Source organism: Polaromonas sp. P1_E3 (assembly GCF_056405935.1).
Genome location: NZ_JBFUBD010000001.1, coordinates 34,388 through 58,270, shown reverse-complemented (window position 1 = coordinate 58,270; position 23,883 = coordinate 34,388). Strand labels below are relative to the sequence as shown.

Annotated in this window: 29 protein-coding genes; 13 read left to right on the top strand and 16 right to left on the bottom strand. The window is 63.5% G+C overall.

Annotation, left to right across the window (positions count from 1 at the left end):
- Positions 1–10 precede the first annotated feature (10 nt).
- Positions 11–853, bottom strand: a complete 843-nt coding sequence (locus tag AC1D0Z_RS00285) for a M48 family metallopeptidase (RefSeq protein ID WP_477656242.1) — start codon at positions 851–853, stop codon at positions 11–13.
- A 31-nt stretch (positions 854–884) separates the two neighbouring features.
- Here AC1D0Z_RS00285 and AC1D0Z_RS00280 point away from each other — a divergent pair, with 31 nt between their 5' ends.
- The 5 genes from AC1D0Z_RS00280 (at position 885) to AC1D0Z_RS00260 (ending at position 5,342) form a co-directional block, all read left to right on the top strand.
- Positions 885–2,291 carry an AmpG family muropeptide MFS transporter gene (locus tag AC1D0Z_RS00280; RefSeq protein WP_477656241.1) on the top strand — a complete coding sequence of 469 codons (1,407 nt, stop codon included), beginning with the start codon at positions 885–887 and terminating at the stop codon, positions 2,289–2,291.
- A gap of 192 nt (positions 2,292–2,483) precedes the next feature.
- Positions 2,484–3,200 (top strand): response regulator, encoded by a 717-nt coding sequence (locus tag AC1D0Z_RS00275; RefSeq protein WP_477656240.1) that lies wholly within the window; start codon positions 2,484–2,486, stop codon positions 3,198–3,200.
- Between the two features lie 6 nt (positions 3,201–3,206).
- Positions 3,207–4,433 carry an ATP-binding protein gene (locus tag AC1D0Z_RS00270; RefSeq protein WP_477656239.1) on the top strand — a complete coding sequence of 409 codons (1,227 nt, stop codon included), beginning with the start codon at positions 3,207–3,209 and terminating at the stop codon, positions 4,431–4,433.
- Positions 4,414–4,692 carry a hypothetical protein gene (locus tag AC1D0Z_RS00265; RefSeq protein WP_477656238.1) on the top strand — a complete coding sequence of 93 codons (279 nt, stop codon included), beginning with the start codon at positions 4,414–4,416 and terminating at the stop codon, positions 4,690–4,692. The genes AC1D0Z_RS00270 and AC1D0Z_RS00265 overlap by 20 nt, the downstream gene beginning before the upstream one ends.
- Before the next feature lie 26 nt (positions 4,693–4,718).
- On the top strand, positions 4,719–5,342 hold the full coding sequence (locus AC1D0Z_RS00260; protein WP_477656237.1) for a carboxymuconolactone decarboxylase family protein: 624 nt from the start codon (positions 4,719–4,721) through the stop codon (positions 5,340–5,342).
- A 6-nt stretch (positions 5,343–5,348) separates the two neighbouring features.
- Here AC1D0Z_RS00260 and waaF read toward each other — a convergent pair whose 3' ends face one another.
- The 7 genes from waaF to radA all read right to left on the bottom strand — a co-directional run bounded on the left by waaF (position 5,349) and on the right by radA (position 11,210).
- On the bottom strand, positions 5,349–6,371 hold the full coding sequence (gene waaF / locus AC1D0Z_RS00255; protein ID WP_477656294.1) for a lipopolysaccharide heptosyltransferase II: 1,023 nt from the start codon (positions 6,369–6,371) through the stop codon (positions 5,349–5,351).
- 91 nt (positions 6,372–6,462) lie between these two features.
- On the bottom strand, positions 6,463–6,681 hold the full coding sequence (locus AC1D0Z_RS00250) for a zinc-finger domain-containing protein (RefSeq protein ID WP_477656236.1): 219 nt from the start codon (positions 6,679–6,681) through the stop codon (positions 6,463–6,465).
- Positions 6,682–6,697: 16 nt separating this feature from the next.
- On the bottom strand, positions 6,698–7,636 hold the full coding sequence (locus AC1D0Z_RS00245) for a branched-chain amino acid transaminase (protein ID WP_431098974.1): 939 nt from the start codon (positions 7,634–7,636) through the stop codon (positions 6,698–6,700).
- Between the two features lie 99 nt (positions 7,637–7,735).
- Positions 7,736–8,170 (bottom strand): glycerate kinase, encoded by a 435-nt coding sequence (locus tag AC1D0Z_RS00240; RefSeq protein WP_477656235.1) that lies wholly within the window; start codon positions 8,168–8,170, stop codon positions 7,736–7,738.
- A 52-nt stretch (positions 8,171–8,222) separates the two neighbouring features.
- Positions 8,223–8,876 (bottom strand): YbhB/YbcL family Raf kinase inhibitor-like protein, encoded by a 654-nt coding sequence (locus AC1D0Z_RS00235; protein WP_477656234.1) that lies wholly within the window; start codon positions 8,874–8,876, stop codon positions 8,223–8,225.
- 136 nt (positions 8,877–9,012) lie between these two features.
- Entirely contained in the window at positions 9,013–9,822 is an 810-nt protein-coding gene (locus AC1D0Z_RS00230; RefSeq protein WP_477656233.1) for a metallophosphoesterase family protein, read from the bottom strand.
- Between the two features lie 20 nt (positions 9,823–9,842).
- Positions 9,843–11,210, bottom strand: coding sequence for a DNA repair protein RadA (gene radA, locus AC1D0Z_RS00225; RefSeq protein WP_477656232.1), 1,368 nt, complete (start codon positions 11,208–11,210; stop codon positions 9,843–9,845).
- Positions 11,211–11,342: 132 nt separating this feature from the next.
- On the opposite strand from radA, the gene AC1D0Z_RS00220 reads away from it, so the two are divergent.
- The 3 genes from AC1D0Z_RS00220 to AC1D0Z_RS00210 all read left to right on the top strand — a co-directional run bounded on the left by AC1D0Z_RS00220 (position 11,343) and on the right by AC1D0Z_RS00210 (position 14,337).
- Complete coding sequence (locus AC1D0Z_RS00220; RefSeq protein WP_477656231.1) at positions 11,343–12,329, top strand: Bug family tripartite tricarboxylate transporter substrate binding protein; 987 nt, start codon at positions 11,343–11,345, stop codon at positions 12,327–12,329.
- A 97-nt stretch (positions 12,330–12,426) separates the two neighbouring features.
- Positions 12,427–13,401 (top strand): 2-dehydropantoate 2-reductase, encoded by a 975-nt coding sequence (locus AC1D0Z_RS00215; RefSeq protein ID WP_477656230.1) that lies wholly within the window; start codon positions 12,427–12,429, stop codon positions 13,399–13,401.
- Between the two features lie 42 nt (positions 13,402–13,443).
- Complete coding sequence (locus tag AC1D0Z_RS00210) at positions 13,444–14,337, top strand: NAD(P)-dependent oxidoreductase (protein ID WP_477656229.1); 894 nt, start codon at positions 13,444–13,446, stop codon at positions 14,335–14,337.
- 32 nt (positions 14,338–14,369) lie between these two features.
- Here the strand turns inward: AC1D0Z_RS00210 and AC1D0Z_RS00205 are convergent, their stop codons facing one another.
- The 5 genes from AC1D0Z_RS00205 to alr all read right to left on the bottom strand — a co-directional run bounded on the left by AC1D0Z_RS00205 (position 14,370) and on the right by alr (position 17,863).
- Positions 14,370–14,783: a hypothetical protein gene (locus AC1D0Z_RS00205; RefSeq protein WP_477656228.1), complete on the bottom strand. Its 414-nt coding sequence runs from the start codon at positions 14,781–14,783 to the stop codon at positions 14,370–14,372.
- A gap of 183 nt (positions 14,784–14,966) precedes the next feature.
- A complete protein-coding gene (locus tag AC1D0Z_RS00200) occupies positions 14,967–15,434 on the bottom strand; it encodes an N-acetyltransferase family protein (protein WP_477656227.1) in 468 nt (155 codons plus the stop codon).
- A 12-nt stretch (positions 15,435–15,446) separates the two neighbouring features.
- Entirely contained in the window at positions 15,447–15,926 is a 480-nt protein-coding gene (locus AC1D0Z_RS00195) for an RDD family protein (protein WP_477656226.1), read from the bottom strand.
- 33 nt (positions 15,927–15,959) lie between these two features.
- Positions 15,960–16,772, bottom strand: coding sequence for a hypothetical protein (locus AC1D0Z_RS00190; protein WP_477656225.1), 813 nt, complete (start codon positions 16,770–16,772; stop codon positions 15,960–15,962).
- Positions 16,769–17,863 carry an alanine racemase gene (gene alr / locus AC1D0Z_RS00185; RefSeq protein ID WP_477656224.1) on the bottom strand — a complete coding sequence of 365 codons (1,095 nt, stop codon included), beginning with the start codon at positions 17,861–17,863 and terminating at the stop codon, positions 16,769–16,771. The genes AC1D0Z_RS00190 and alr overlap by 4 nt, the downstream gene beginning before the upstream one ends.
- Before the next feature lie 189 nt (positions 17,864–18,052).
- Here alr and lplT point away from each other — a divergent pair, with 189 nt between their 5' ends.
- The 3 genes from lplT (at position 18,053) to AC1D0Z_RS00170 (ending at position 20,868) form a co-directional block, all read left to right on the top strand.
- Positions 18,053–19,333, top strand: a complete 1,281-nt coding sequence (gene lplT, locus AC1D0Z_RS00180) for a lysophospholipid transporter LplT (RefSeq protein ID WP_477656223.1) — start codon at positions 18,053–18,055, stop codon at positions 19,331–19,333.
- Complete coding sequence (locus AC1D0Z_RS00175) at positions 19,333–20,253, top strand: DMT family transporter (RefSeq protein WP_477656222.1); 921 nt, start codon at positions 19,333–19,335, stop codon at positions 20,251–20,253. Before lplT ends, AC1D0Z_RS00175 begins: the two co-directional genes overlap by 1 nt.
- 120 nt (positions 20,254–20,373) lie before the next feature.
- Positions 20,374–20,868 carry a glutathione peroxidase gene (locus AC1D0Z_RS00170; RefSeq protein ID WP_477656221.1) on the top strand — a complete coding sequence of 165 codons (495 nt, stop codon included), beginning with the start codon at positions 20,374–20,376 and terminating at the stop codon, positions 20,866–20,868.
- Between the two features lie 73 nt (positions 20,869–20,941).
- Here the strand turns inward: AC1D0Z_RS00170 and AC1D0Z_RS00165 are convergent, their stop codons facing one another.
- Entirely contained in the window at positions 20,942–21,622 is a 681-nt protein-coding gene (locus AC1D0Z_RS00165) for a helix-turn-helix transcriptional regulator (protein WP_477656220.1), read from the bottom strand.
- An 84-nt stretch (positions 21,623–21,706) separates the two neighbouring features.
- Between AC1D0Z_RS00165 and AC1D0Z_RS00160 the strand changes: the two genes are divergently transcribed.
- Together AC1D0Z_RS00160 and AC1D0Z_RS00155 are read left to right on the top strand one after the other, a co-directional pair.
- A complete protein-coding gene (locus tag AC1D0Z_RS00160; RefSeq protein ID WP_477656219.1) occupies positions 21,707–22,189 on the top strand; it encodes a hypothetical protein in 483 nt (160 codons plus the stop codon).
- 10 nt (positions 22,190–22,199) lie between these two features.
- Positions 22,200–22,889 carry a penicillin-insensitive murein endopeptidase gene (locus AC1D0Z_RS00155; RefSeq protein ID WP_477656218.1) on the top strand — a complete coding sequence of 230 codons (690 nt, stop codon included), beginning with the start codon at positions 22,200–22,202 and terminating at the stop codon, positions 22,887–22,889.
- Positions 22,890–22,935: 46 nt separating this feature from the next.
- Here the strand turns inward: AC1D0Z_RS00155 and AC1D0Z_RS00150 are convergent, their stop codons facing one another.
- Positions 22,936–23,421, bottom strand: a complete 486-nt coding sequence (locus AC1D0Z_RS00150; RefSeq protein WP_477656217.1) for an EVE domain-containing protein — start codon at positions 23,419–23,421, stop codon at positions 22,936–22,938.
- 6 nt (positions 23,422–23,427) lie between these two features.
- Positions 23,428–23,799 carry a VOC family protein gene (locus tag AC1D0Z_RS00145; protein WP_477656216.1) on the bottom strand — a complete coding sequence of 124 codons (372 nt, stop codon included), beginning with the start codon at positions 23,797–23,799 and terminating at the stop codon, positions 23,428–23,430.
- Between the last annotated feature and the right edge of the window lie 84 nt (positions 23,800–23,883).

Here is a 23,883-nt window from a genome sequence, read left to right as displayed (position 1 = left end):
GCCAGACGGATCAGCCGCGAGCGCGCTGGTAAAGGCCCTGCACCTTGGGAACGTTGGCCTGCAGCTGCTGGATGCGCTCAGGGCCTGTGGGATGCGTCGACAAAAAGCTCGGGCCGCTGGCGCCGCCACCGGCCTGGGCCATTTTTTCCCAGAGGCTGACGGAAGCCTGCGGGTTATAGCCGCCGCGCGCGGCCAGCTCAAGACCCACGAGGTCGGCGTCTGTCTCGTCTTCGCGACTGAAGCGTAGCGTCAGCAACTGCGTGCCGATGTTGGCCGCAACGTCGCCGAGCTGGCCCAGGCCCAGCAGCTGCGCACCCAGGGAAAGCAGTTGCCCGGTTCCGGCACTTTTGGCAATACGGGCACGCGCGTGCTCACGTAGCGCGTGGGCCATTTCATGGCCCATGATCATGGCGATTTCGTCGTCGCTGAGTTTGAGCTGGTCAATGATGCCGGTGTAAAAAGCGATCTTGCCCCCGGGCATGCAGAAGGCGTTGATCTGTTTGCTGCCCAGCAGGTTCACCTCCCAGCGCCACTGGTTGGCACGGTCGTTCCACTGCGCGGCCTGCGGCACCAGCCGCGTGGCAATGCCGCGTATGCGCTGAAGCTGGGGATTGCCCGGCGAGGCGAGGGCTCCTTTGGACTTCGCTTCGGCCAGCAGCTTGGCGTATTCCTGCGTGGCCGCGCTTTCCAGCTCCTCGGCAGGAATCAGCTTGCGCAGTCCCGACGACGGCCCCACATCGACCTGTGCAAGCAGCGGGGTGGTGACGGCCGCTGCCGCGGCGCCGCCGGCAGCCAGCAGGAACGCCCGGCGGCCAGCCCAGGCAGAGTGTTTGGCCTCGCATAAAAAGCACATGGGTGAATAATAGTCACAAATCAAAATACCCATGTCAGACAAAACCCCCTCCCCCGACTCGGCGGTATCCACTCCTGCCACGGTCCCCGACGCGGCATCCACAGCTCTCCCCGTGAAAACCGCGCCCAAGCCCGCATGGCGCGATGTCTGGCATGTTTATGCCGAGGCCGCCACGCTGCGCATGCTGTTTCTGGGCTTTTCCGCCGGTTTGCCCTTGCTGCTGGTGTTTGGCACGCTGAGCTTCTGGCTGCGCGAAGCCGGCATTGACCGCACCACCATTGGCTACCTGAGCTGGGTCGGGCTGGCCTACGGCTTCAAGTGGGTATGGGCGCCGCTGGTGGACCGGTTGCCCATTCCATTGCTCACTCGCCTGCTGGGACGCCGGCGCAGCTGGCTGTTGCTGTCGCAGCTGGTCATCGTGGCGGCGCTTGTCGGCATGGCCCTCACGGACCCGAAACTGGCGCTGCAACCCGTGGTGTGGTGTGCGCTGGCCGTGGCATTCGGCTCGGCCACCCAGGACATCGCGCTGGACGCCTACCGGATCGAATCGGCGGACATCCAGCGCCAGGCCGCACTGGCTGCCGCCTACCAGACGGGTTACCGCATTGCGATGATCTGGGCCGGCGCCGGGGCACTGTGGATTGCAGCGCGCGCCGAGGTCGTCGGTGATGCCGCCGCTTACCAGCACGGCGCCTGGCAAGTAGCCTACCTGGCCATGGCGGCCTCCATGCTGCTGGGCATGGCGACCGTACTGCTGTCACCTGAACCAGCGCCGCGTCCGCTGGCACCATCGCGCAACGCTGCAGAGTGGCTTAAAACCGCGCTCGTTGACCCGTTCGCCGATTTCCTGCGCCGCTACGGCAAGCAGGCGCTGCTGATACTGGCGCTGATCGCGGTCTACCGCATCAGCGACGTCGTCATGGGCATCATGGCCAACCCGTTCTATGTCGACATGGGCTACACCAAGGACGAAGTAGCCGCGGTGACCAAGATTTACGGGGTGGTGATGACGCTGGCCGGCGCCTTCGTGGGTGGCGCGCTGGCCATGCGCTTCGGCGTGATGCGCGTGCTGATGCTGGGCGCCGTGCTGAGTGCCGCCAGCAACCTGCTGTTTGCCTGGCTGGGCACGCGCGGACACGACGTCAACGCGTTGATCTTCGTGATTTCGGCAGACAACCTCTCCAGCGGTATCGCCTCGGCCGCCTTCATTGCCTACCTGTCGAGCCTCACCAACATCAATTACTCGGCCACCCAATACGCGCTTTTCAGCTCCATGATGCTGTTGCTGCCCAAGTTCCTGGCCGGTTATTCGGGCAAGTATGTGGATGCCTTTGGCTACAGCAACTTCTTCACCGCAACCGCCTTGCTGGGCCTGCCGGTACTGGTTCTGGTGGGCTTTGCCTCAAGGCTTAAAGCGCCGCAGACCGATAAGGGATAAGCGCAAGCAGCTATTAATTTCATAGCAGTTCTGCACCGTGGCAGGCGTGTCTCGCACGGAGTATGCTGGAGGCTCGCTACCCGGTTTACCGTAACTTTACGGTGGCTTCAAGCGGGATTGTTGCGCCCGGCGCACCATGAATTTCATTGTGAACCCACCCCCAGGGTGGAACACCTGCATACGAGGACCGCCATGACCCAACAGCTTTTGATGATTGAAGACGATACCCGCCTGGCCAATATGGTGGGCGAATACCTGCGCCAGTCGGGCTACGGCTTTACCCACGCGGCCGACGGTGCCGCGGGCCTGGCAGCGCTGGAAGCCGCAACACCCGACCTGGTCATCCTCGACCTGATGCTGCCCGACATGGACGGCCTGGAAGTATGCCGCCGCATCAAGGGGCAGGGCAGCGAAAACGCCAACACCGCCGTGCTGATGCTGACGGCCAAAGGCGACCCTATGGACCGCATCGTCGGGCTGGAAATCGGTGCTGACGACTACCTGCCCAAACCTTTCGAGCCGCGCGAACTGCTGGCACGCATCCGGGCTGTGCTGCGCCGGGGCGGCGAAACAGGCGCGGCAGTCTCCAGCGGCGGCCACAAGGTCATGCGCTTCGGTTCGCTGGAAATCGACCGCGATGCACGCACGGTGTCGGTGTCCGGCAACCTGTGCGAGCTGACGTCCTACCAGTTCGACCTGCTGGTGGCACTTGCCGAACGTGCGGGCCGCGTGCTGAGCCGCGACCAGATCATGGAAGCCGTGCGCGGCCGCGAGCTCGAGGCTTTCGACCGCTCCATCGACGTCCACATGGGCCGCATCCGCAGCGCCATCGAGACTGACGCGAAAGACCCCAAGCGCATTCTCACTGTGCGGGGCGTCGGTTATGTGTTCGCCAAGCAGCAGGACTAGATTCTTATGTGGGGACGTTTTACCTCGCACCTCTATGTGCGAATCTGGCTGGCTGTTGTCGCCACAGTCCTGGTCCTTACCTTTCTGGTGGGCGCGGCATGGCGCCTGAGCGCTGACCCGCCGCAGTTGCCGATACGCGAAGTGCTGGTGCACAACGGCAAGGGCGAAGTCATCGGTACCGCGCAAACCAAGCCAGACCGAAAACCCGGTGATGGCCTCGAATTTGACGTGCTGACCAAAGACGGCCAGACGCTGAACCTGGTGATGCCGCGGCCCAAGCGCCCACCGGGCAGCAATCCGTGGAACCGCCCCCCTTTTGGTTTTGGCTGGATGCTGGTCGTCGTTGGCCTGGCCGTGGCATTGGGGGCCTATCCAGTGATGCGAAGGCTGACCTTGCGGCTGGAAGCCCTGCAGCGCGGCGTGGAGCGATGGGGCGCTGGCGATCTTTCGGCCCGCGTTAACGCCGATGGCAAGGACGAGGTGGCCTTTCTGGCGGAGCGCTTCAACCACGCAGCCGAGCGCATTGAAACCCTGATGGAGTCGCATAAATCGCTTCTGGCCAACGCGTCGCACGAACTGCGTTCGCCGCTGGCCCGCATCCGCATGGGACTGGAGTTGATGGGCACTGACGCCGCATCGCCGCAGCGACAGGAAATCTCGCGCAGCATTTCCGAGCTCGACCAGCTGATTGACGAAATTTTGCTGGCGAGCCGGCTCGATGCCAGGCAGGCCGACGCGGAGCCTTTTGAAACGCTGGACCTGACCGGCCTGGCCGCCGAAGAATGCGCGCGCGTCAACGCTGAATTGAGCGCGGAGCTGGGCAACACGGACAGCGCTGGCATGGGCATGGACGCCCCCAGCCACAGCCTCACGGTACAGGGCTCGCCGCGCCTCCTGCGGCGGCTGATCCGCAACCTGCTGGAAAACGCCCGGCGCTACAGCAATGGCGAGATCAGCCTGGAGCTGGCTCAGGTCCGAACCGGCGCCAGACAGCTGGCGGTGGTCAAGGTCCATGACCGCGGCCCGGGCGTACCAGCCGAGCAGCGTGAGCGTATCTTTGAGCCGTTTTATCGCCTGCCAGGCGCCAGCGAGCGAGAAGGCGGCGTGGGACTGGGGCTGGCCCTGGTCAAATCCATCAGCCAACGCCACGGCGGTAGTGTCCGTTGCGAGGCCCGGCCGGGGGGCGGTGCAACCTTTGTGGTGGAATTGCCGATTGCCCATCCAAAAACGTGAATTAAGTCACGAAAACTCGTCGCCGGGCGACAAAAACCCGTGGTCTCCTCTATTTGGAGAATGGTCAGTCCAGCGGCAATCCGCGATATTTTCTCCCGTTGCTGTCACAACGCTGGATGAGGGAAAAGGGAACAAGAAAACGTCGGCGAAGCATTTCAATGATTCCAACGACATCTTCCTGACGGAAGCACTGCAAAAGCCACCTCGCGGTGGCTTTTTTTTGCCCGGAACCCGGCAACAGGGGGCTTTGATACGCTAGCGGATCCAGCCATCCACAGGAAAATCATGAGCTTCGCCACTACGCCCTCTCCTCCCGCAGTCCCCCAAGGCTTCTTTTCCCCCGCCGAAGACCGCATGCCGCTGATGCCGCGGGAGGCTATGTCGCCTGCGCAGCGCGAGGCTGCGGACGCACTGATCGCCGGGCCGCGCAAGGCCGTGTTTGGCCCGTTCATTCCCCTGCTGCGCAGCCCGCAGCTTATGGGCCGCATCGGCGACGTGGGGGCGTACCTGCGCTTTGAAAGCGCGCTGGACGCCCGCATCCGCGAACTTGTCACCTGCGTGGCGGCGCGCCATACCGCCAACCAGTTTGAATGGCTGATGCACGCGCCATTGGCAGTCGCCGCGGGTGTGGCACAGTCCACGATTGATGCGATCGCCGATGGCAGGCAGCCGCGCGAACTGGCCGCCGATGAAGCCGTCGCGCTGGACCTGACATACGAAGTGCTGCGCCAGCATGGCTGCTGCGACGCCACCTATGCCGCAGCAGTGGATACATTCGGCGAACAGGGTGTGGTCGAGCTGGTCAGTCTCGCCGGCTATTTTGTGATGGTGTGCTGGGTGATGAATGTGGCGCGCACTCCGACCCAGGGCAAACCGGGTTTTTCGCCGCTGGCTGCCTTCCCCGCCTGACCCGGCCTAACTTGCCGCCCGGGGAAGCGGTGGCAGCGCCGCCAGCACCCGCTCGGCACCAATGTCGTTCAGGCAGCGTGTATGGCCCAGCGGGCATTCACGTTCGAAGCAGGGCGCGCAATCGAGCGGAGGCTGATAGGCCGCATCGGCCTTGAGCCACAGCACGGCAGCTTTGTCGCTCAGGGGCGGCGTGTGCAGCGGACTGGACGAACCGAAGATCGCCACCTGGGGTACACCGAAGGCCGCAGCGACGTGCATCAGCCCAGAGTCGTTGCTGACGGTGCTCTGGCTCGCAGCAATCAGGCAAAGCGCCTGCACCAGCGAGGTCTTGCCTGCGAAGTTCAGACATTTGCCGGGCTGCACCGCGTTCACGGGCGCGGCAATTTCCTCGCAGAGCGCCGCTTCCTTGCCGGAGCCCAGCAACACCACAGGCAAAGCCAGCCGCGCCGCAAGCTCCGAGAAGTGGCGCGCAGGCCAGCGCTTGGCAGGACCGTACTCCGCACCGGGCGCAAAGACGTAATAGCCGCCGCGCTGCAGGCCAAGTTCCGCCAGCGCCTGCTCAACGTCGGCTGGCGCCATCTGCAGTTGCGGCCGGTCCTTGTCGAGGTCCGCCCCGCCGCTCAACGCGGAATAGAACGCCACCATGGGTGGCTTGTTCTTGGGGTTTTTGAGCCGATGGGTCAACAAGCCTACGCGCGCCTCGCCAAAATAGCCAATACGCTCAGGGATGCTGGCCAGAAAAGGCAGCAGCGCGCTTTTCAGCGAATTGGGCAGGACATACGCCTTGTCGAAACGGCCCTCGATGCGTTTGGCAATCGCCCGCCGTTCGCGGAACTGCAGGCCGCCGTGGGCAAAAGGAAATTCAATGACATCGGCCACCTGGGGCATGGCCCGGTAGACCGGCGCCACCCAGGGCAAGGCTCCCACCGTGAGGCGTTCGCCCCGCGCATGCAGCCGGCGCATCAGCGGCTCTGTCATCACCGCGTCCCCAATCCATTGCGGCGCAACTATTAGCGACTCCCCCCCGATGCGGCCTTCGGCGGCCTCCCCCCCAAGGGGGCGCCGCTTGCGGCCCGGCAAAGCCGGTTCCGCGGCGGCCGCTTGAAGGGGGTCCGACACGCTAGTGACCAGCGCCGAAGTGCTCGCCGTCCTTGAGCTTGTAAAGAGTGCCGCAGTAGGGGCAGGTGACCTGGCCGGTATCGGCCACGCCGAGATACACCTTGGGATGAGAGTTCCACAGGGCCATGTTGGCCTTGGGATTGGGGCAATAAACGCCACCGTAGCTGTTCAGTTCGCTGGCGAGGAGTTCCACCACTGCCTTATGTTCGACCTTGCTCATGATGTTCCTTGGGCTTTCAGACCTTGGCCAGCCAGTGGGCGTACTTGGGATTGCGGCCGTTGACGATGTCAAAGAACGCGCTCTGGATTTTCTCGGTAATCGGTCCACGCGAACCGGCGCCGATTTCGATGCGGTCGAGTTCGCGAATCGGCGTGACTTCAGCGGCCGTTCCGGTGAAGAACGCTTCATCGGAGATATACACCTCGTCGCGCGTGATGCGTTTTTGCACGAGCTCCAGGCCCAGGTCCTTGCAGATGTGCAGGATGGTGTTACGCGTGATGCCGTTGAGAGCCCCCGCGGACAAGTCGGGCGTGTAGACCACGCCACCCTTGATCACAAAAATGTTTTCGCCCGCACCTTCGCTGACAAATCCCGACGCGTCGAGCAGCAGCGCTTCGTCGTAGCCGTCGTCCAGCGCTTCCATGTTGGCGAGGATGGAGTTGGTGTAGTTGCTCACCGCCTTGGCCTGCGTCATGGTGATGTTGACGTGGTGGCGGGTGTAGCTGGATGTCTTTACGCGGATGCCGCGCTTCATGCCTTCCTCGCCGAGGTAGGCGCCCCAGGCCCAGGCCGCCACCATCAGGTGAATCTGGTTGCCCTTGGGGCTGACGCCGAGTTTTTGCGAGCCGATCCAGGTCAACGGGCGCAGGTAGCAGCTTTCAAGCTTGTTCTCGCGCACTACGGCCTTTTGCGCCTCCATGACCTCTTCCATGCTGAAAGGAATCTTCATGCGCAGGATCTTGGCGCTGTTGAAAAGGCGCTCGGTATGTTCTTCGAGCCGGAAAATCGCCGTGCCGCCGGCGCCGTTATAGGCGCGAACGCCTTCAAACGCGCCGCAGCCGTAATGCAGCGTGTGGGTCAGCACATGAATCTTGGCGTCACGCCAGTCGACCATCTGGCCGTCCATCCAGATTTTGCCGTCGCGGTCTGCCATGGAGGGAATTACTGGGGACATGATACTGATCCTGTTTTGAATGTCGTGGACGGGGCGTTTTGTACCGGAAGGGGCCACCGGCTACCACCCGCAGCAGCCGGAAAACCCGAAAGTCTGATTTTACGGTGCGGGCGACGCCGCGTCCCCGGCGTCGGGCGAATCGGCGGGCGCGGGACGAAAGAGCTCATGGTGGGCCAGCTTGCCACCCACAAAAGTGCAGGTGACGTGCGACTCGGAACCGTCCGTCCAGCGGAAGATTTCGGGCTGTTCGTCTTTGGCCGACTGCAGCTGGCCCAGCGCCCGCGTCATGGCCACTACATGCAGCAAGGTCATGCCGGGCCGGAGCTTGGCGTTAAGCATGACCGCGCTGTCGACATAACCGATGGGGCGGTTGGCTGCACGCTTCAAGACCTGCATCATTCGGGTGAAATGCAGCAATACCCACATCACGAGAGCACCCGCAGCGGCGATCACACCGGCCCAGCCGTAAAAGCGGTAGGCCAGCACAACGGCGGCAACGCCGGCCACGGGAACAATGATTTTCTGGAAGTTCATTCCGCCATTTTCGCAGGCCGGAAGCGGCATCGGCTGCGGAGACTGCGTAGCACTACCGGCCAAAGGCGGAAACCGCGCAGCCGTCTACCCCGCTTACCCGGCTGCCCCGGCTCCCGCTCACCGGAATCGATCCGTCGAGCCGCTCATAGGTGCCGATGAGGCATCCACTCGCTACGGCCCGTTCATGTATGGCGTCAAGCACCGCATCCCGGCCCGGCGTGCCGCTGAAGGGGTCGCCCCGCAGCAGCGCAAAAACCTGAAAGGCATACCGATGGGGGCCGTGCCCGGGGGGTGGGTCTGGGGGCAACCATCCGGACAGCAGGTAAGAGTTGCGGCCCAGGTGGACGTGGTCATCGGTGTCTGAGCTGTTCAGCTCACCTTCGGCCAATCCTTCCCTGGAAGGCGGCAGATCCACGGCGATGGCGTGCACCATCGGACGTGGCGTAGGGGCGTCGGCGTCCTCCACGATCAGGAGCACCGACGCAGCTGCCGCAGGCACGCCGTGCCAGTGCAGGGGTGGAGAAAGTCCTTCACCGTCCGCTGTATGGCGCGCGGGGATAGGGGCATGGTCGGCAAACGCCATGCTGCTGACCTCGATGGCCGCCATGCCGGTGCGCAGGCCGGACAGGTTGAACGCAAGCTTGTCGAGCCCGGCGCGTTGATCGCGCAGCGCGTGCCCCACGGCATCGGGGAGTTTTTCCAGCATATGAGCGGCCTTGAATGGATGAGATCTCCAAGCTAAACCACTCAAGGAAGCCGCCGTGTAGGAAAAGACGCTGGCAAAGCCGCAGCCTATCTTCCCCTGCAAGCCGGACCGGGGCAACTGCGTCCGGCCGATGGTCTCAGGCCGCCGCTCCAGCAACAAGGCCGGGCCGCGGCATATAACCGGTGGCCAGGGCATACGCCCAGTCAGGCCGCTGCCGGCTGGCCGCCACATGCGACTGGGCCATGTGGCCATACGGTACCGCGCGCAGGTCCACCCGCCACCCCTGTGCGGTTTTTTCGACGATCGCGTAATGCGCGTGCGGCGTCCCGTTTTCCACCACATGCGGGTGAGGGTAGGCATCGTCATAAGCCTGCAGGCCGACGCTGCCGGGATTGACGACAAGCAGGTTGCCGCACTGGGCCATGCGCGGCACATGGGTGTGGCCGCAAAGGACCAGCGAATGCGCCTGGACGCTCTCGTCACCAAGCCGAAAGAAAACTTCGTCGGCCGTGGCGGGCCGGATACCCGTTGGATGCGCTTCAGGAAAACCAGGCACCGTGGTTTCCATCCAGTAGATCAAATCGCTGCCGGGCGTTCCGTGACACAGCAGCACGTCACCGTCCGCCAGTTCCAGGCGCTCGGGGAGCGACCTGATCCACGCTACCTGCGCCGACGTCAGCTGGCCCGCGGTATAGCCGTCGGTGCCGAGCGGGTCGAGATGCTGGCCCTGGTCCAGCAAGTCCAGCACCTGCCGCTCGTGGTTACCCCGGATGGTGGTGAAGTTGCAAGCCATCAGCAGGTCGGCGGTTTCCGCAGGCTGCAGCGGGCCGCTCAGGATGTCGCCCAGGTTCACGGTCTGGTCAACGCTTTGCCCGGCAATGTCCGCCAGCACCGCCTCAAGCGCCAGCAGGTTGCCGTGAATGTCGGAGATGACGGCGAGTTTCATGGCCCTGATTGTGCAACGCCTCAGCTCAGGCTGCGCACCACTTCCATGGCCTCCTCCACGCGCTCGACAGCATGGATGGTGAGGCCTTCAATGGGTTTCTTGGGCGCGTTGGCCTTGGGCACCACGGCTACGCTAAAGCCCAGCTTGGCGGCCTCCTTCAGGCGCTCCTGGCCGCGCGGGGCCGGGCGCACCTCGCCGGCCAGCCCGACCTCGCCAAAGGCAATGAAGCCCTTGGGCAGCGGTTTGCCGCGCAAGGACGAGGTGATGGCCAGCATCACGGCCAGGTCAGCCGCCGGCTCGCTGATGCGCACGCCGCCCACGGCGTTGACGAATACGTCCTGGTCCATGCAGGCCACGCCGGCGTGGCGATGCAACACCGCCAGCAGCATGGCCAGGCGGTCGCGGTCCAGGCCCACTGACAGGCGCCGCGGGCTGGGCCCGCCGTTGTCGACCAGCGCCTGGATTTCAACCAGCATGGGGCGCGTGCCCTCCAGCGTCACCAGCACGCAGCTGCCCGGCACCGGCTCGCTGTGCTGGCTCAAAAAGATCGCGCTTGGGTTGGCCACGCCCTTGAGGCCTTTTTCGGTCATGGCGAACACGCCGATTTCATTGACGGCGCCAAAGCGGTTCTTGATGGCCCGCACGAGGCGAAAGCTGGAATGCGTATCGCCTTCAAAATACAGCACGGTGTCCACCATGTGTTCGAGCACGCGCGGGCCGGCCAGCGCCCCTTCTTTCGTCACATGGCCCACCAGCACAATGCACACGCCGCTGGACTTGGCGGCGCGCGTCAGGTGCGCGGCGCACTCGCGCACCTGCGCGACCGAGCCGGGTGCGGAGGTGAGCTGGTCGGAATACACCGTCTGGATGGAGTCGATGACGGCAATCGCCGGCTGGGTGGCTTCCAGCGTGGCGAGTATTTTCTCGAGCTGGATTTCGGCCAGCACCTTGACCTGCGAGCCATCCAGCCCCAGCCGGCGCGACCGCAGCGCGACCTGCGCGCCGCTTTCTTCGCCGGTCACATAGAGTGTGTTGAGCCCCGCACGCTGCAGCGAATCCAGCGCCTGCAACAGCAGCGTCGATTTGCCAATGCCCGGGTCGCCGCCAATGAGCACCACGCCGCCTTCCACAATGCCGCCGCCCAGCACGCGGTCCAGCTCCTCGTGCCCGGTGGGCGTGCGGGCCATGTCGGTCGCCTCGATATCGGACAGCGTCGTCACTTCAGAAGCCTTCGCCAGCGACGCAAACCGGTTCTTGACAGGCGAGGTGCTCTCGGCAGCGGATTCGACCAGGGTGTTCCAGGCGTTGCAATGCGGGCATTTGCCCAGCCATTTGGGGCTGGTGCCGCCGCATTCAGTGCAGGTGTAAATCGTTTTGTCTTTGGCCATGCGCCATATTACTGTACAAATAACCAGCTCTTCCGTTTTGCGTCAAGCCTGCAGGAAATTGCATCTTGCACAACAATGGCGTCCCACGCCCGCCCGCGGCGCGCGCAACCCACCGACTTCACGAGGACACCCATGAACATTTCACGCCGCCAACTCATCCAGTCATCCAGCGCTGCGGCATTGCTCACCGGCATCGGCCGGCAAGCCTGGGCCCAGGCCATTGACAGCACCAAAGTCATCGTCGGCTTCGCGCCCGGCGGCACCGCCGACATCGTGTCGCGCCGCGTGGCTGACAAGCTGCATCCCGGCTATGCCAAAACCGCGGTGGTGGAAAACAAGACCGGCGCAGGCGGGCAAATCGCCGTGCAGTTCGTCAAAAACGCCGCGCCCGACGGCGCCACCGTTTTGCTGACACCCATGTCCATGCTGGGCATCTACCCGCACACCTACAAAAAGCTGCCCTACGACCCGGTGGCAGACCTGACCCCTGTATCCGCCGGCGCGATCTTCGACTATGGCTTCGCCGTCGGCCCCATGGTGCCGGCCAGCGTCAAAAACGTGCCGGATTTCCTCGCCTGGTGCAAGGCCAACCCGGGCCAGGCCAACTTCGGCTCGCCGGCCGCCGGCTCGTCACCGCATTTCATCGGCGCGCTGTTGGGCCGTGCCGGCAACGTGGATTTGCGCCACGTGGCGTTTCGCGGCACCCAGCCCGCCGTGCTGGACCGGGTGGGTGGGCAGATTGCCGCGGTGTCAGGCCCCACCGGCGAGTTCACCCAGCATGTCGCGTCAGGCAAATGCCGCCTGCTGTCGACCAGCGGCCCCAGGCGCAGCCGCTTCACCCCCAACACACCGACGCTGCTGGAGCAGGGTTTCAAAGACATGGCGTTCACCGAGTGGTTCGGCTTCTTCCTGCCCGCAAAAGCGCCGCAGGATGTGGTGCAGCGCCTGAACGCCGGCATCCGCTCCGCACTGGCCTCGCAGGACGTGATCGACGGCCTGGCTGTGTCTTACCTTGAAGCGGCGCCGACTTCGCCCGCACAGCTGGCGGCCATGCTCAAGGCCGACACCGAGTTGTGGGGTCCGCTGGTCAAGGCTGTGGGTTTTACCCCTGAAGGTTAGCCTGACGGCGCTTCAGACGCTATCAAAGCAGGAGCTGCTTGCGCTTATTCCCATTGGGCCGCAGCCTCTTTTTGCTTGAAATAAGGATGATTGACGGATGAATGTGTGTATTTACGGCGCCGGCGCCATTGGCGGCTGGATAGGCCACGGGCTGGCACAGGCTGGCTGCGAGGTCAGCGTGGTGGCACGCGGTGCCACGCTCGACGCGTTGCAATTGCACGGGCTTCGGCTGAACCAGGCCGGCGAGGTCACCTCGCAGGCCGTTGCCTCAAATGCCTCGCCGGCTCACTTTGGCGTGCAGGATCTGGTGGTGCTGGCCGTCAAGGCGCCTTCGCTGCCCGAGGTGGTGCGCCACATTGCGCCGCTGATCGGTCCGGACACCATCGTGCTGACCGCCATGAACGGTGTGCCGTGGTGGTTTCTGCAGGGCTTCGGCGGAACACTCGAAGGCACGCGGCTGACCTCGGTAGACCCCCACGGCGAACTGGCGCAGGCGATTCCCGCGCGGCACATCGTCGGTTGCGTGGTGCATGCCAGCTGTTCGCTCGACGAGCCCGGCCAGGTGCACCATCACTTCGGCAACAAGCTCATCATCGGCGAGCCGTCCGGCGATAAATCCGCCCGGGTGCAACAGCTCGCGGCCCTGCTGGGAAAAGCCGGTTTTGAAGCGCCGGTGTCCGGGCAGATCCAGAAAGACATCTGGTTCAAGCTTTGGGGCAACATGACGGCCAACCCGATCAGTGCGCTGACCGGCGCGACCATGGACCGCGTGCTCGACGATGAGCTGGTGACGGGCTTTACCCACAGCGTGATGCTCGAAGCCAAGGAAATCGGCGCGCGTATCGGCATTCCTATCGACCAGACCCCTGCGGAGCGCCACGCCGTCACCCGCAAGCTGGGCGCCTTCAAGACATCCATGCTGCAAGACCTCGAAGCCGGCAAACCGGTCGAGCTGGACGCGCTCGTGGCGGCCGTGCGCGAACTGGGGCAACTGACAGCCGTGCCCACGCCTTATACCGATGCCCTGTTGGGCCTTGCCCGGCTGCAGGCGCGCGTCAAAGGCCTCTATTGAACTTCACGGATTCTTTTCAACCACCATTTTTCAGGAGACAACATGAAACATATCGGCGTTATTGGTGCATCGGGGCTCATGGGACACGGAATTGCGCGCAACCTGCAGGCCAAAGGCTTTGATGTAAGCCTGACCGTGCACCGCAATACGGAACGCGTGGCCGACCTGCTGGCCGCCGGCGCCAAGCAGGCCGCAAGCCCTGCCGGGCTGGGCGCCTGCGATGCGGTGATCATCTGCGTGACGGGATCACCGCAGGTGGAAGAAACCCTGCTCGGCGCCAACGGCGTGCTGTCCAAGGCACGCGCCGGCCTGCTCGTGATCGACACCTCTACCAGCGAACCCGAATCCACACGCCGCCTGGCCGCCCTCTGCGCCGAACGTGGTGCAACGCTGGTGGACGCGCCGCTGGCACGCACGCCGGTGGAAGCCGAGCTCGGCAAGCTCAACACCATGGTGGGCGCCGAGCAGGCCGTGTTCGACAAAATCCGGCCGGTGCTGGCCGCCTACTGCGAGAACATCTTTCATGTGGGCGGCCCCAGCGCCGGGCACGTCATCAAGCTGCTCAATAACTTCATCGGCCAGGCCATCTGCACCGCCACGGCCGAGGCTTTTGCCGTGGGCGCATTGGCGGGAATTCAACCGCAGAAGCTGGTGGATGTCATTTCAGCCGGCGCGGTGAATTCGGGCCTCTTCCAGGCCATGGCCAAAACGCTGAACGGCGACTTCAACGGCTTGAAGTTCGAGCTGGACAACGCCCGCAAGGACCGGCGCTACTACACCCACCTGGCCGAATTTGTGAACGTTCCTGCCATGGTCGGCGAAGCAGTGCACCAGAGCCTGGTGACGGCCAGCGCGCTCGGTCAGGGAAAGAAATTTGTCCCCGCCCTCGTGACGGCGCAGGAAAAGCTCACCGGCGCCAAAATCGCGCCGCAGTGACATGACCTGCAAGTGACCGGCAAGTGGCGTGCTCAGTGCGCGCCCTTGAAGCCCATCATCACAGCCACATTGATCTTCGGCTGGTCGCCGTCAAAGCGCATCACGTAGGTCGAGGACTCCGACTCCGGCCGCTGTTTGCCCTGTGCATCCAGGTAAGGCCAGCGGACATACACCGTGGCGAGCTGCTCCGTCATCCAGGTGATGGACTGCACTTCGGGCCGCGTGCTGGTAATGCCCATGTCGTTGTATTGTTTGGCGGCGCCGCCGTAAAAGGTTTCGACTTCCGCCAGCGTTGCCACGGCTTTGGTGCCCTGGTCGGCCACGATCAGCGCCGGGACTTCCCAGCATTCGGCGGCCGCCTTGCCATCACTTCGGGTGAAGGCTTTGGCAAACTTTTCGAGCATGGATTGCACACGCTTTTCCTTGTCTTGTCCGGAAGGGCTCATGGGTTCTCCTTGAGTAATCGCCGGTGCACGAAGGGCCGCACCAGCGTCACCGGCAAGGCCGCTGCGGCGAACCGGCGGGCAAACAAGGCTGCGGCACGGCTTCTTTAAAACCTACCGGAAAGCAATGCACGGGTAAAGGCGGCGATTCCTACAAATGCTGTACGGCTGGCGAAGGGGCGCGCATTAAAGCGGCTTGGCGTACACCACGAAGCCCGAGTTCTCCGCCACCTGGTCATACAGACGCATGGCCGTGGCGTTAGTGTTGTGGGTTTGCCAATAAACGCGGGTAGAGCCGTCAGCCTGCGCCTGCTCGTACACCGCTTCAATCAAGGCCTTGCCAACACCTTTGYCGCGCACGGACTCTGCGGTGAACAGGTCCTGCAAATAACAGACCGGCCCGATGCGCGTGGTGCTGCGGTGATAGAGGTAATGCGTCAGCCCCACCAGCTCACCGCCAGACTCGGCCACCAGTGCGTGCACCGGCTCATAGACATCAAAAAACCGCGACCAGGTCATGACCGTGATGTCGCCGGACAGTGCGGTTGGACCAAAGCGGCCATAGAACTTGTTGTAGCCCGCCCAGAGCGGGAGCCAGTCCTCGAAATCGTCCGGTTGCACAGGACGTACGGTGACGGGAAGCGATGCTGTCATAGTGATCTCTGCTTATTCAGGCCATTGTTCGTCAGGCTTCACGGCGCCTGGGTTGCCACGCTTTTTGCGCACGACCACTGTGCGCGCCAGCTTGTCATGCCAGCCCTGCTTGCGTGCGTCAAAGCCCACCCAGAAGATGCCCAGGCCCAGCGGGATCATCGAGACAAAGTAGCCCAGGTACCTGACGATGAGCTGCGTGGTGCCGGGGTTGCGGCCAGTGTTGGCATCCACGATGCGAGCGCCAATCGCCATCTTGCCGGGCGTCGCCTGGCGCGCGATCCAGAACCACACGACCGCAATGGCGGGCAGCACCCAGGAGATCAGGAAATCGGCCGGCCCCTGAATGAAGTCGGTACCTTCCCAATAAGAGTTGCCGTAAATCGCCGTCAGCGCGGGGTAAATCAACACACCCAGGATGACGGTGTCGATGACGGATGCCCACACCCGGATCCAGAAGCCGGCGTATTCCAGTCGCGATGATTCCGATTCCATGTGCATGCCCTCCGCTGAAAATCTGGAAAGTTTTTAATGTACGCTGGAGCCTCCCTGCGCCCGGATGAGCTTGACCGCCTGCGGCAATGAGCTGGCCGAGGGCATGAAGTGGTCAATTGCGGCGCCCAGGGCCACGGCGCAGACGATCGCACCCATCAGTGGCTTCCATGTCAGGCGAATGACGGCCGAGACCCAGCCTTCACGCGCGACACGCACGGCAGCGCGGGCTGACACATAAGAGAAGGCAAGTTCGACGGCCACCGTCAACAGCACCTCCCATCCGAAGAACATCATCATGAGTGCGCCCGCGCCAAAAAACACTGCCGCGCCAATCAGGAAGATGGCCAGTACCGGGATGACCACCACAGCCCCTTCATCCGCGCTGCCAACAGCTTCGAGCGCGCCGCTGGCAGCGTCACCCAAACCGCCGGCGGCATCGCCCAGGCCGAAATCTCCACTTGCACCGCCACCGCCGAAGTCACCGCCGCCACCCGACTGGAAGTGCGGCGAATGGCCGCCTCCTCCAGCAAAGTCGGGGAAGAAATCAGGCAAGTCACCCGGGCCATCGGCCGACGAGGGCCGGCTATCACGACCTACCAGCTGTGCTGCCCACACGCGGATCAACAACAGGTAAGCCAGATAGCCGGCCCCGAGCGTGATCAGGTAACGCCAGGCCAGCGATTCCATGCCCATGACCATCTGCAGGTGTGACACGCCCCACATCAGGCCCATCGTGACAAGCCCGATGCACAGGCCATGCAGGCGCAGACTATGGCGCCGTCGCAGGTCGCGCTCGATGCGGCCTTCCAGAACCCGGACCGAGCGCCAGTTGGACAGGTTTTTCATTCCGTCTGGAAGGGAACGCGCTGCGCCACAGCGCACATGAGCTCGTAGCCGACGGTGCCGCCGGCTCGCGCCACCTCGTCAATCGGCAGCACCGCGCCGCCGGAGGCGCGGCCCCACAGCGTCACCTCGGTGCCGATGCCCGCACCAGGCACCGGCGTCAGGTCCACCGTGATCATGTCCATGCTGACGCGCCCCACCATGCGTGTGCGCACACCGTTTACCAGCACGGGTGTGCCTGTGCTGCAATGCCGTGGGTAGCCGTCGGCGTAGCCGCAGGCGACGACGCCTATACGCAGCGGGCCGTCGGCCGTGAAGCTGGAGCCGTAACCCACGGTATCGCCCGCCTTGAGCTCCTGAATGCCGATGATTTTCGACGCCAGCGTCATGGCGGGCTGCAGATCCCAGCCGGCCGCGCTGTGCTCGGGGAAATCGGGGGCGCTGCCGTAAACCAGAATGCCGGGACGCACCCAGTCGGAACGCCCGGCCAGCACATCGCCGTGCCGCAAGGTGGCAGCGCTGTTGCTGAGGGAGCGCTCACCCGGCAGGTCGTGCGTCACGGCGTCGAAGGCCTCCAGCGCCGCGGCTATGCCCTTGGGGCCGTCGGCGTCGGAAAAATGCGTCATCAGCGTGATCTCTTCGACCTGGGGCAATGCGTTCAGGCGCGTCCAGGCGGCGCGGTAGCGTTCGGGTGCAAAGCCCAGCCGGTTCATGCCCGAATTCATCTTGAGGAAGACGCGGTGCGGCAGCTGCGTCTTGTGCGCCGCCAGCATGTCGATCTGCTCGTTGCAGTGAATGGCATGCCACAGTCCCAGGCGGGAGCAGAGCTCAAGATCCCGCGCTTCAAAACAGCCTTCCAGCAGCAGGATGGGGCCGCGCCAGTCCAGCGCGCGCAGGCGTTGCGCTTCAGCCAGGTCCAGCAGGGCAAAGCCGTCGGCACTGCGCAGGGGGTCAAAAACACGCTCGATGCCGTGGCCATAGGCATTGGCCTTGACGATGGCCCAGACGCGCGCATCGGGCGCGGCAGCGCGGGCCCGGGCAAGGTTATGGGCAAGCGCTGCAGTGTGAATGGTGGCAAGAATGGGGCGTGGCATGGCGCAATCAATTACTTTTTGGGAACGTGGCAGGCGACGGGGTCCGTCGGGACGAAATGGCTCTGGATGAGGTCTTTTGCATTCTGGCACCGGCCCCCATGCTATAAACCGGAATCGTCTGGAGACATTCACCCATATCTTGCAGCATCAGATCCGCTGATGTATTGATGCAGTGACCACAACAGTTTAATGAAGCGCGGTTTCTACACCATCATGGCGGCCCAGTTTTTCAGCTCGCTGGCTGATAACGCTCTGTTTGTGGCCGCCGTGGAGCTGCTGAAAACCAGCGGCGCGCCCAAGTGGCAGCCGGCGGCGCTGGTGCCCATGTTTGCGCTCTTTTACGTGGTGTTGGCGCCTTTTGTAGGGGCTTTTGCCGATGCGCGGCCCAAGGGCAACGTCATGTTTGTCAGCAACGCCATCAAGGTGATCGGTTGCCTGATGATGCTGTTTGGCTCCCATCCGCTGTTGGCCTATGCCATCGTCGGGCTCGGGGCAGCGGCCTATTCGCCTGCAAAGTACGGCATCCTCACCGAACTCCTGCCGGCTTCGCAGCTGGTCAAGGCCAACGGCTGGATTGAAGGCCTGACGATTTCGTCCATCATCCTCGGTGTTTTACTGGGCGGCCAGCTGGTTGGCCATTCAGTGTCGTCGCTACTGCTTTCGTTTGACTTTCCCATTTTCACGACCGGCATCGACACCGCTCCCGAAGCCGCGATTACCGTGCTGATCCTGCTCTACATCATCGCGGCCTGGTTCAACACACGCATCCCGGACACCGGCGTGGAGATGCGGCCCATGCCGCGCAACAAGCTGGAGCTTCTCCCCGATTTCTGGAACTGCAACTCGGCACTGTGGCGCGACAAGCTGGGCCAGATTTCCCTGGCTACCACCACCCTTTTCTGGGGCGTGTCGGGAAATTTGCGCTATATCGTGCTGGCCTGGAGCGCGGCCGCCCTGGGCTACAGCACGACGCAAGCCTCTTCGCTGGTCGGCGTGGTTGCCATCGGCACCGCTGTCGGTGCCGTGCTGGCCTCCATGCGCATGCGGCTGGACCAGGCCACCAGCGTGATGCCGCTGGGCATTGCGATGGGCTTGCTGGTGATTCTGATGAACTTTATCGGCAATGTCTGGGTGGCCGCGCCTTTCCTGATCCTGCTGGGCGGCCTGGGGGGTTTCCTGGTCGTGCCCATGAACGCGCTGCTGCAGCACCGCGGCCACAACCTGATGGGTGCGGGCCGCTCGATCGCCGTGCAGAACTTCAACGAACAGGCCTGCATTTTGAGCCTGGGAGCCTTCTACAGCCTCTCTACCGGCATGGGGCTGTCGGCCTTTGGTGCCATCACGGCCTTTGGCATCGTGGTGGCAGGCTTCATGTGGGTGATCCAGCGCTGGCACAAGCGCAACACCGTCAAATACAAAGAGCAGGTGGACCACCTGCTGAACATCGCCCGCAGCGATAAATCCCACTGATGCCGGCCGCTGCAAACCGTGCCGCCGTGCCAGGCGGCACGTCCAAAGCCGTTCTTGCACTGGTCCTCAACGCCCTTGTCTGGGGCGTGTCCTGGTGGCCGCTGCGCGAGCTGCAGGGCCATGGCTTGCACCCGTTGTGGACCACTGCGCTTGTCTATGCGGTGGTAGTTACCGGTTTGCTGGTATTGCGCCCCACCGCCTGGCGCGGCTTTGTGGCCCACCCGCAGCTGTGGTTCCTGGCGGCGGCCTCGGGCCTGACCAATGTCGGCTTCAACTGGGCCGTGACCGTGGGCGATGTGGTGCGCGTGGTGCTGCTGTTTTACCTGATGCCGGCGTGGTCGGTGCTGGTGGCCTGGGCCATGCTGGGCGAAAAACCTTCGGGCGCTTCGCTGCTGCGGCTGCTGCTGGCCATGGCTGGTGTGCTGATCGTGCTGAAGGCGCCCGAGTCGCCGTGGCCGGTGCCGCAGGGCGCCGCAGACTGGCTGGCCATCATGGGGGGTTTCAGCTTTGCCGTGACCAATTCGGTACTGCGCAAATACAACCACACACCCAGCGAGTCGCGCATGCTGGCCATGTTCGGCGGTAGCGGCCTGATGGCGGCGGCAGCGGCGCTGATGGGCATGTCGCAAGCCGTGGTGCCCGCGCCGGCGCTGGCGGCGGCCGGCATACCGGTGGTGTTGGGGCTGGCTCTGGCCTTCATGGCCAGCAACGCCGGCCTGCAGTACGGCGCAGCGCGGCTGGCGGCAGGCACCACCGCCATCGTAATGTTGACCGAGATCCTCTTTGCCAGCCTGTCGTCCGCTGCAATGGGCGCTGCCGAGCTGACTCCTCGCGTGCTGCTGGGCGGCGGCCTGATCGTGCTGGCGGCTGTGCTGGCGGCGACAGCGCCTTCGTCTTCGAATGGCGCAAAATCGCACTAAACTTGGCCCCACGCTTTTCGCTGCGCGTAATACGCTGCCCCCCGGGGGGCTAATTTGCCTTGGGGCGGCCCGGCGGGAAATTGCACCATGTTTCAATAGCAGTTCACACAGGAGACAGCCATGGGCACAGCAAAAACGGTTTACGACTTCCAGGCCAAAGACATCACGGGCAAGGACGTCGCACTGGACGCCTTCAAGGGCAAAGTCATGCTGATCGTCAACACGGCCAGCAAATGCGGTTTCACCCCGCAGTTCGCGGGACTGGAAGAGCTGTACAAGCAATACGCCGGCAAGGGCCTGGCAGTGCTGGGCTTTCCCAGCAACCAGTTTCTGTCGCAAGACCCTGGCAGCGACGACCAGATCGCCGAGTTTTGCCAGGTCAACTACGGCGTGAGTTTCCCGATGATGTCCAAAATCGACGTCAACGGTCCCGGCGCCCATCCGCTCTACCAGTGGCTGTCGGCCGAAGCGCCCGGCCTGCTGGGTATCAAGTCCATCAAATGGAACTTCACCAAATTCCTGGTCGGCAAGGATGGCCAGGTGATCCGGCGTTACGCGCCCTCCGACAAGCCGGCGGATCTGTCCAAGGACATCGAAGCGGCGCTCGCGGCCTGATATTTCAGGCAAAAGAGGCTGCAACCCAATACAGTCAAGCGCAAGCAGCTATTAATTTAATAGCGAACTGCGCTTACCGGGCCTTGACGGCACGCAGGAAGTCCGCAAGCGTACGGCCTGGCACATGGTCCAGCCTGTCATCCAGCATGGTGACCGCCGTCATGCGGTCCAGGCGAAAGCTGCGAAAGTCCTTCCGGCTCTCACACCAGGCGCCCAGCGTCCAGACACTGCCCCAATAAAAGCAGCCCAGGGGCCACACTACACGCCGGCTTTCCCGCTCTTCGGCATCCCGGTAATGCAGCGCAACCTTGCGCCGTGCATGCACTGCTTCGCGTAAAAGCTCAAGGCTGCGTTGCGTCGCCTCATCGGGGTTGATCACCACTGCGAACAGCGGCACGTTCTCCGCCGCCACGCGTGCTGCCGGCGGCAGCACCGAAAAGATCTTGCTCCAGGCCGACTCCGCGTCGCCCGCCATGGCCGGATCCAGCCAGGCCTGGGCCAGCCGCACCGAAGCGGCCAGCGCATTGGCTTCTTTTTGCGTGAACATCAGCGGCGGCAGGTCAAAACCCGAGCCGAGCCGGTAACCCACGCCCGCCTCGCCTTCAATCGGCACGCCCTGCTGCTGCAGGTCGGCCACGTCGCGGTAGATGGTGCGTTCGGACACTTCGAGCCGTTTGGCCAGGAATTGCGCCGTGCTGAGCCGGCGGCCGCGGATCAGCTGGACAAGGTGGAAGAGGCGATCGGCGCGGCGCATGGTGAGGCGATGATAGGGTAGCGCCCCACGTCATCCTCGACTGGGCAGTCAGGTTTGCAGAATCGCCCGGCTATAGTGCAAGCCGTGACCGACTTACAACTGCTTCTTCAAATACTCACTGTCGTTGTGTTGCTGGCTACCCTGGTGGTCTCGCCTATTGCGTGGTTTCGCATGGTTCGGGCGAAGACGCGTGCAGCTTACTGGAAGAACATGCTGTTTTTCGCGGCGCCAATTCTGTTGACCGTTTGGCTGGGCGCGGCGGCCGGCCTCATGCCGGAACCCAAGGGGCCGCCGCCAACGTTGCCAACGCCCGGGAACGTGTTGGCAAGCATGCCAACCGGCCAACTGATCCTGCTGTCGCTGGCAGCCGTGCTGTGGATTGGAGGGGGAAATTTATTGCTTTACCGACACCGCCGGCGACTCGGCAAGAAATGGTGGCAAGACCTGAATCCGCTCAATCCCCCGTTTAAGGACTTCAATCCGGTTGAATGGCTGATTCTTGGCGGCCTTGTACTCGGCTCATTGGGCCTCGCAGCGCTTGCGATTTCGTATGGCCGTCCTGTGTAGTGCCCCATCGATGCATAGACTCAACGCACTGATCGCCGCGGTACTAACCGCCCTGACCACCCATGCCCCCGCCGCTGAAAGTCAGTGCTTCGGCACTGTCAACAACGGTCGCATCGAAGGCAGCGTCAAGCTGCCCGTCAGCGGCCGCAACTTCTCTGCCTACAGTGCGCTTGCGGCAACGGCAGGCCGTACGCATGTGCATGCCAAGGTCGCAGACATCATCACCGCGACCTATACAGCGCTTTATGCCGCCAGCCCCTCGATCACCTATGTCTACGGCGAGACGGGATGGCCTTCGGGCGGACGTTTCCGGCCCCACCGCACGCACCAGAACGGCCTGTCTGTGGACTTCTTTGTGCCGGTCCGCAATGTGGAGGGGAAATCCGTTCCTTTACCGGCCGGCATCACCAACCGATTCGGCTATGACCTTGAGTTCAACGCCGATGCCCAATACGGCGAGTACAGCATCGACTTCCCCGCGATGGCCGAACACTTGTATCAGCTGCACCTGGCCGCAAAGGCGCGCGGCGTCGGCATTGCCCTGGTTATTTTTGATGCCCCGTTTTTACCTCGGCTGTTCTCTACGCCGCGGGGCGACTACCTGAAGGCGAACCTGAACTTCATGAAAGGCAAACCCTGGGTTCGCCACGACGAACACTATCACGTGGACTTCGCCGTTCCGTGCAAGCCCGGGGACTAGCGCGCTTCTATCGCCCCGATCATCAGGGCTGAATCGAGTCATGCCATCACTCAAACAGTGGCATGGAACCGTGTGGGGAACCCAAGCTTTCAAGTGCGCGCCAGTCGGCTTCCATGGCCCTGGCAATCAACTGCATGTCATGGTCGCTGACCTCGAACAGGCCAAAGCGAAACTTGTAGCCCCAGCGCTGGCGGTTTTCGATGAATTCCAATGCATCGAGCAGCGGCAGGATGGACGACTCTCGCGCTTGGGCGTAAGAAACATCGCGGCGAAACGGCACGAAACCACCGCCCATGTCAAAGGCGTAAGGCTCGCCGGCAAGCACCACGCCTATAGAGACAAAACGCTGGAATTTATCCTTGCTGCCCATGGTCAAGGTGGGCGCGTAATAAGCCACGCGGTCGCCCGCTGATACACGTTTGAGCGGCGCACACTTGCCGTGGCACACCTGCATGTAGCCTGCGCCCGGTGTCCCGCACCCGCGCCGCGCATGCTCGGCGCTCGCCACGGCTATCCAGTTCTTGCGGCCCATCGCGGCTCAGGCCAAGGCGTGCAGGCCGACGCGGTTGCCGTCCAGGTCGGTGATGTGCGCAAAAAATCCCATGCCGGGCGGCAGTGCCTGGCGCGGCAATGCGACCTTGCCGCCGGCCTTGAGGACGCGCGCCAGCGCGGCATCGAGTGAAGGCGAGGCGTCGAGGTAAATCAAGGCGCCACCCGATGCCGGTACCGGCGCGGTGGGACCGGACATGAGGGCGCCGCCCACCCCTTCCCCTTCATAGGGAAACACCGCGCCTTCCGACGGGCCCATGGGCTCGCGGCGCATCTTGCAGCCCAGCACGGTTTCGTAGAAGGCCTGGGCGCGGTCGAGTTGGGTGCTGGGAATTTCAAACCAGCTGATGGCGTTTTTCATGGGAAGGCTACTTGTGTTGAAGAAGCCCTGATGATGCGGACCTGTTACTGACAACGGAGTGTCAGGAGCTTGTTGGCCCCCACG

Bases quoted from the DNA above. Each gene is read 5' to 3' on its own strand.
- AC1D0Z_RS00285 (WP_477656242.1), bottom strand. From the start codon at position 853: ATGTGCTTTTTATGCGAGGCCAAACACTCTGCCTGGGCTGGCCGCCGG.
- AC1D0Z_RS00280 (WP_477656241.1), top strand. From the start codon at position 885: ATGTCAGACAAAACCCCCTCCCCCGACTCGGCGGTATCCACTCCTGCC.
- AC1D0Z_RS00275 (WP_477656240.1), top strand. From the start codon at position 2,484: ATGACCCAACAGCTTTTGATGATTGAAGACGATACCCGCCTGGCCAAT.
- AC1D0Z_RS00270 (WP_477656239.1), top strand. From the start codon at position 3,207: ATGTGGGGACGTTTTACCTCGCACCTCTATGTGCGAATCTGGCTGGCT.
- AC1D0Z_RS00260 (WP_477656237.1), top strand. From the start codon at position 4,719: ATGAGCTTCGCCACTACGCCCTCTCCTCCCGCAGTCCCCCAAGGCTTC.
- AC1D0Z_RS00250 (WP_477656236.1), bottom strand. From the start codon at position 6,681: ATGAGCAAGGTCGAACATAAGGCAGTGGTGGAACTCCTCGCCAGCGAA.
- AC1D0Z_RS00245 (WP_431098974.1), bottom strand. From the start codon at position 7,636: ATGTCCCCAGTAATTCCCTCCATGGCAGACCGCGACGGCAAAATCTGG.
- AC1D0Z_RS00240 (WP_477656235.1), bottom strand. From the start codon at position 8,170: ATGAACTTCCAGAAAATCATTGTTCCCGTGGCCGGCGTTGCCGCCGTT.
- AC1D0Z_RS00235 (WP_477656234.1), bottom strand. From the start codon at position 8,876: ATGCTGGAAAAACTCCCCGATGCCGTGGGGCACGCGCTGCGCGATCAA.
- AC1D0Z_RS00230 (WP_477656233.1), bottom strand. From the start codon at position 9,822: ATGAAACTCGCCGTCATCTCCGACATTCACGGCAACCTGCTGGCGCTT.
- radA (WP_477656232.1), bottom strand. From the start codon at position 11,210: ATGGCCAAAGACAAAACGATTTACACCTGCACTGAATGCGGCGGCACC.
- AC1D0Z_RS00220 (WP_477656231.1), top strand. From the start codon at position 11,343: ATGAACATTTCACGCCGCCAACTCATCCAGTCATCCAGCGCTGCGGCA.
- AC1D0Z_RS00215 (WP_477656230.1), top strand. From the start codon at position 12,427: ATGAATGTGTGTATTTACGGCGCCGGCGCCATTGGCGGCTGGATAGGC.
- AC1D0Z_RS00210 (WP_477656229.1), top strand. From the start codon at position 13,444: ATGAAACATATCGGCGTTATTGGTGCATCGGGGCTCATGGGACACGGA.
- AC1D0Z_RS00205 (WP_477656228.1), bottom strand. From the start codon at position 14,783: ATGAGCCCTTCCGGACAAGACAAGGAAAAGCGTGTGCAATCCATGCTC.
- AC1D0Z_RS00195 (WP_477656226.1), bottom strand. From the start codon at position 15,926: ATGGAATCGGAATCATCGCGACTGGAATACGCCGGCTTCTGGATCCGG.
- AC1D0Z_RS00190 (WP_477656225.1), bottom strand. From the start codon at position 16,772: ATGAAAAACCTGTCCAACTGGCGCTCGGTCCGGGTTCTGGAAGGCCGC.
- alr (WP_477656224.1), bottom strand. From the start codon at position 17,863: ATGCCACGCCCCATTCTTGCCACCATTCACACTGCAGCGCTTGCCCAT.
- lplT (WP_477656223.1), top strand. From the start codon at position 18,053: ATGAAGCGCGGTTTCTACACCATCATGGCGGCCCAGTTTTTCAGCTCG.
- AC1D0Z_RS00175 (WP_477656222.1), top strand. From the start codon at position 19,333: ATGCCGGCCGCTGCAAACCGTGCCGCCGTGCCAGGCGGCACGTCCAAA.
- AC1D0Z_RS00170 (WP_477656221.1), top strand. From the start codon at position 20,374: ATGGGCACAGCAAAAACGGTTTACGACTTCCAGGCCAAAGACATCACG.
- AC1D0Z_RS00165 (WP_477656220.1), bottom strand. From the start codon at position 21,622: ATGCGCCGCGCCGATCGCCTCTTCCACCTTGTCCAGCTGATCCGCGGC.
- AC1D0Z_RS00155 (WP_477656218.1), top strand. From the start codon at position 22,200: ATGCATAGACTCAACGCACTGATCGCCGCGGTACTAACCGCCCTGACC.
- AC1D0Z_RS00150 (WP_477656217.1), bottom strand. From the start codon at position 23,421: ATGGGCCGCAAGAACTGGATAGCCGTGGCGAGCGCCGAGCATGCGCGG.
- AC1D0Z_RS00145 (WP_477656216.1), bottom strand. From the start codon at position 23,799: ATGAAAAACGCCATCAGCTGGTTTGAAATTCCCAGCACCCAACTCGAC.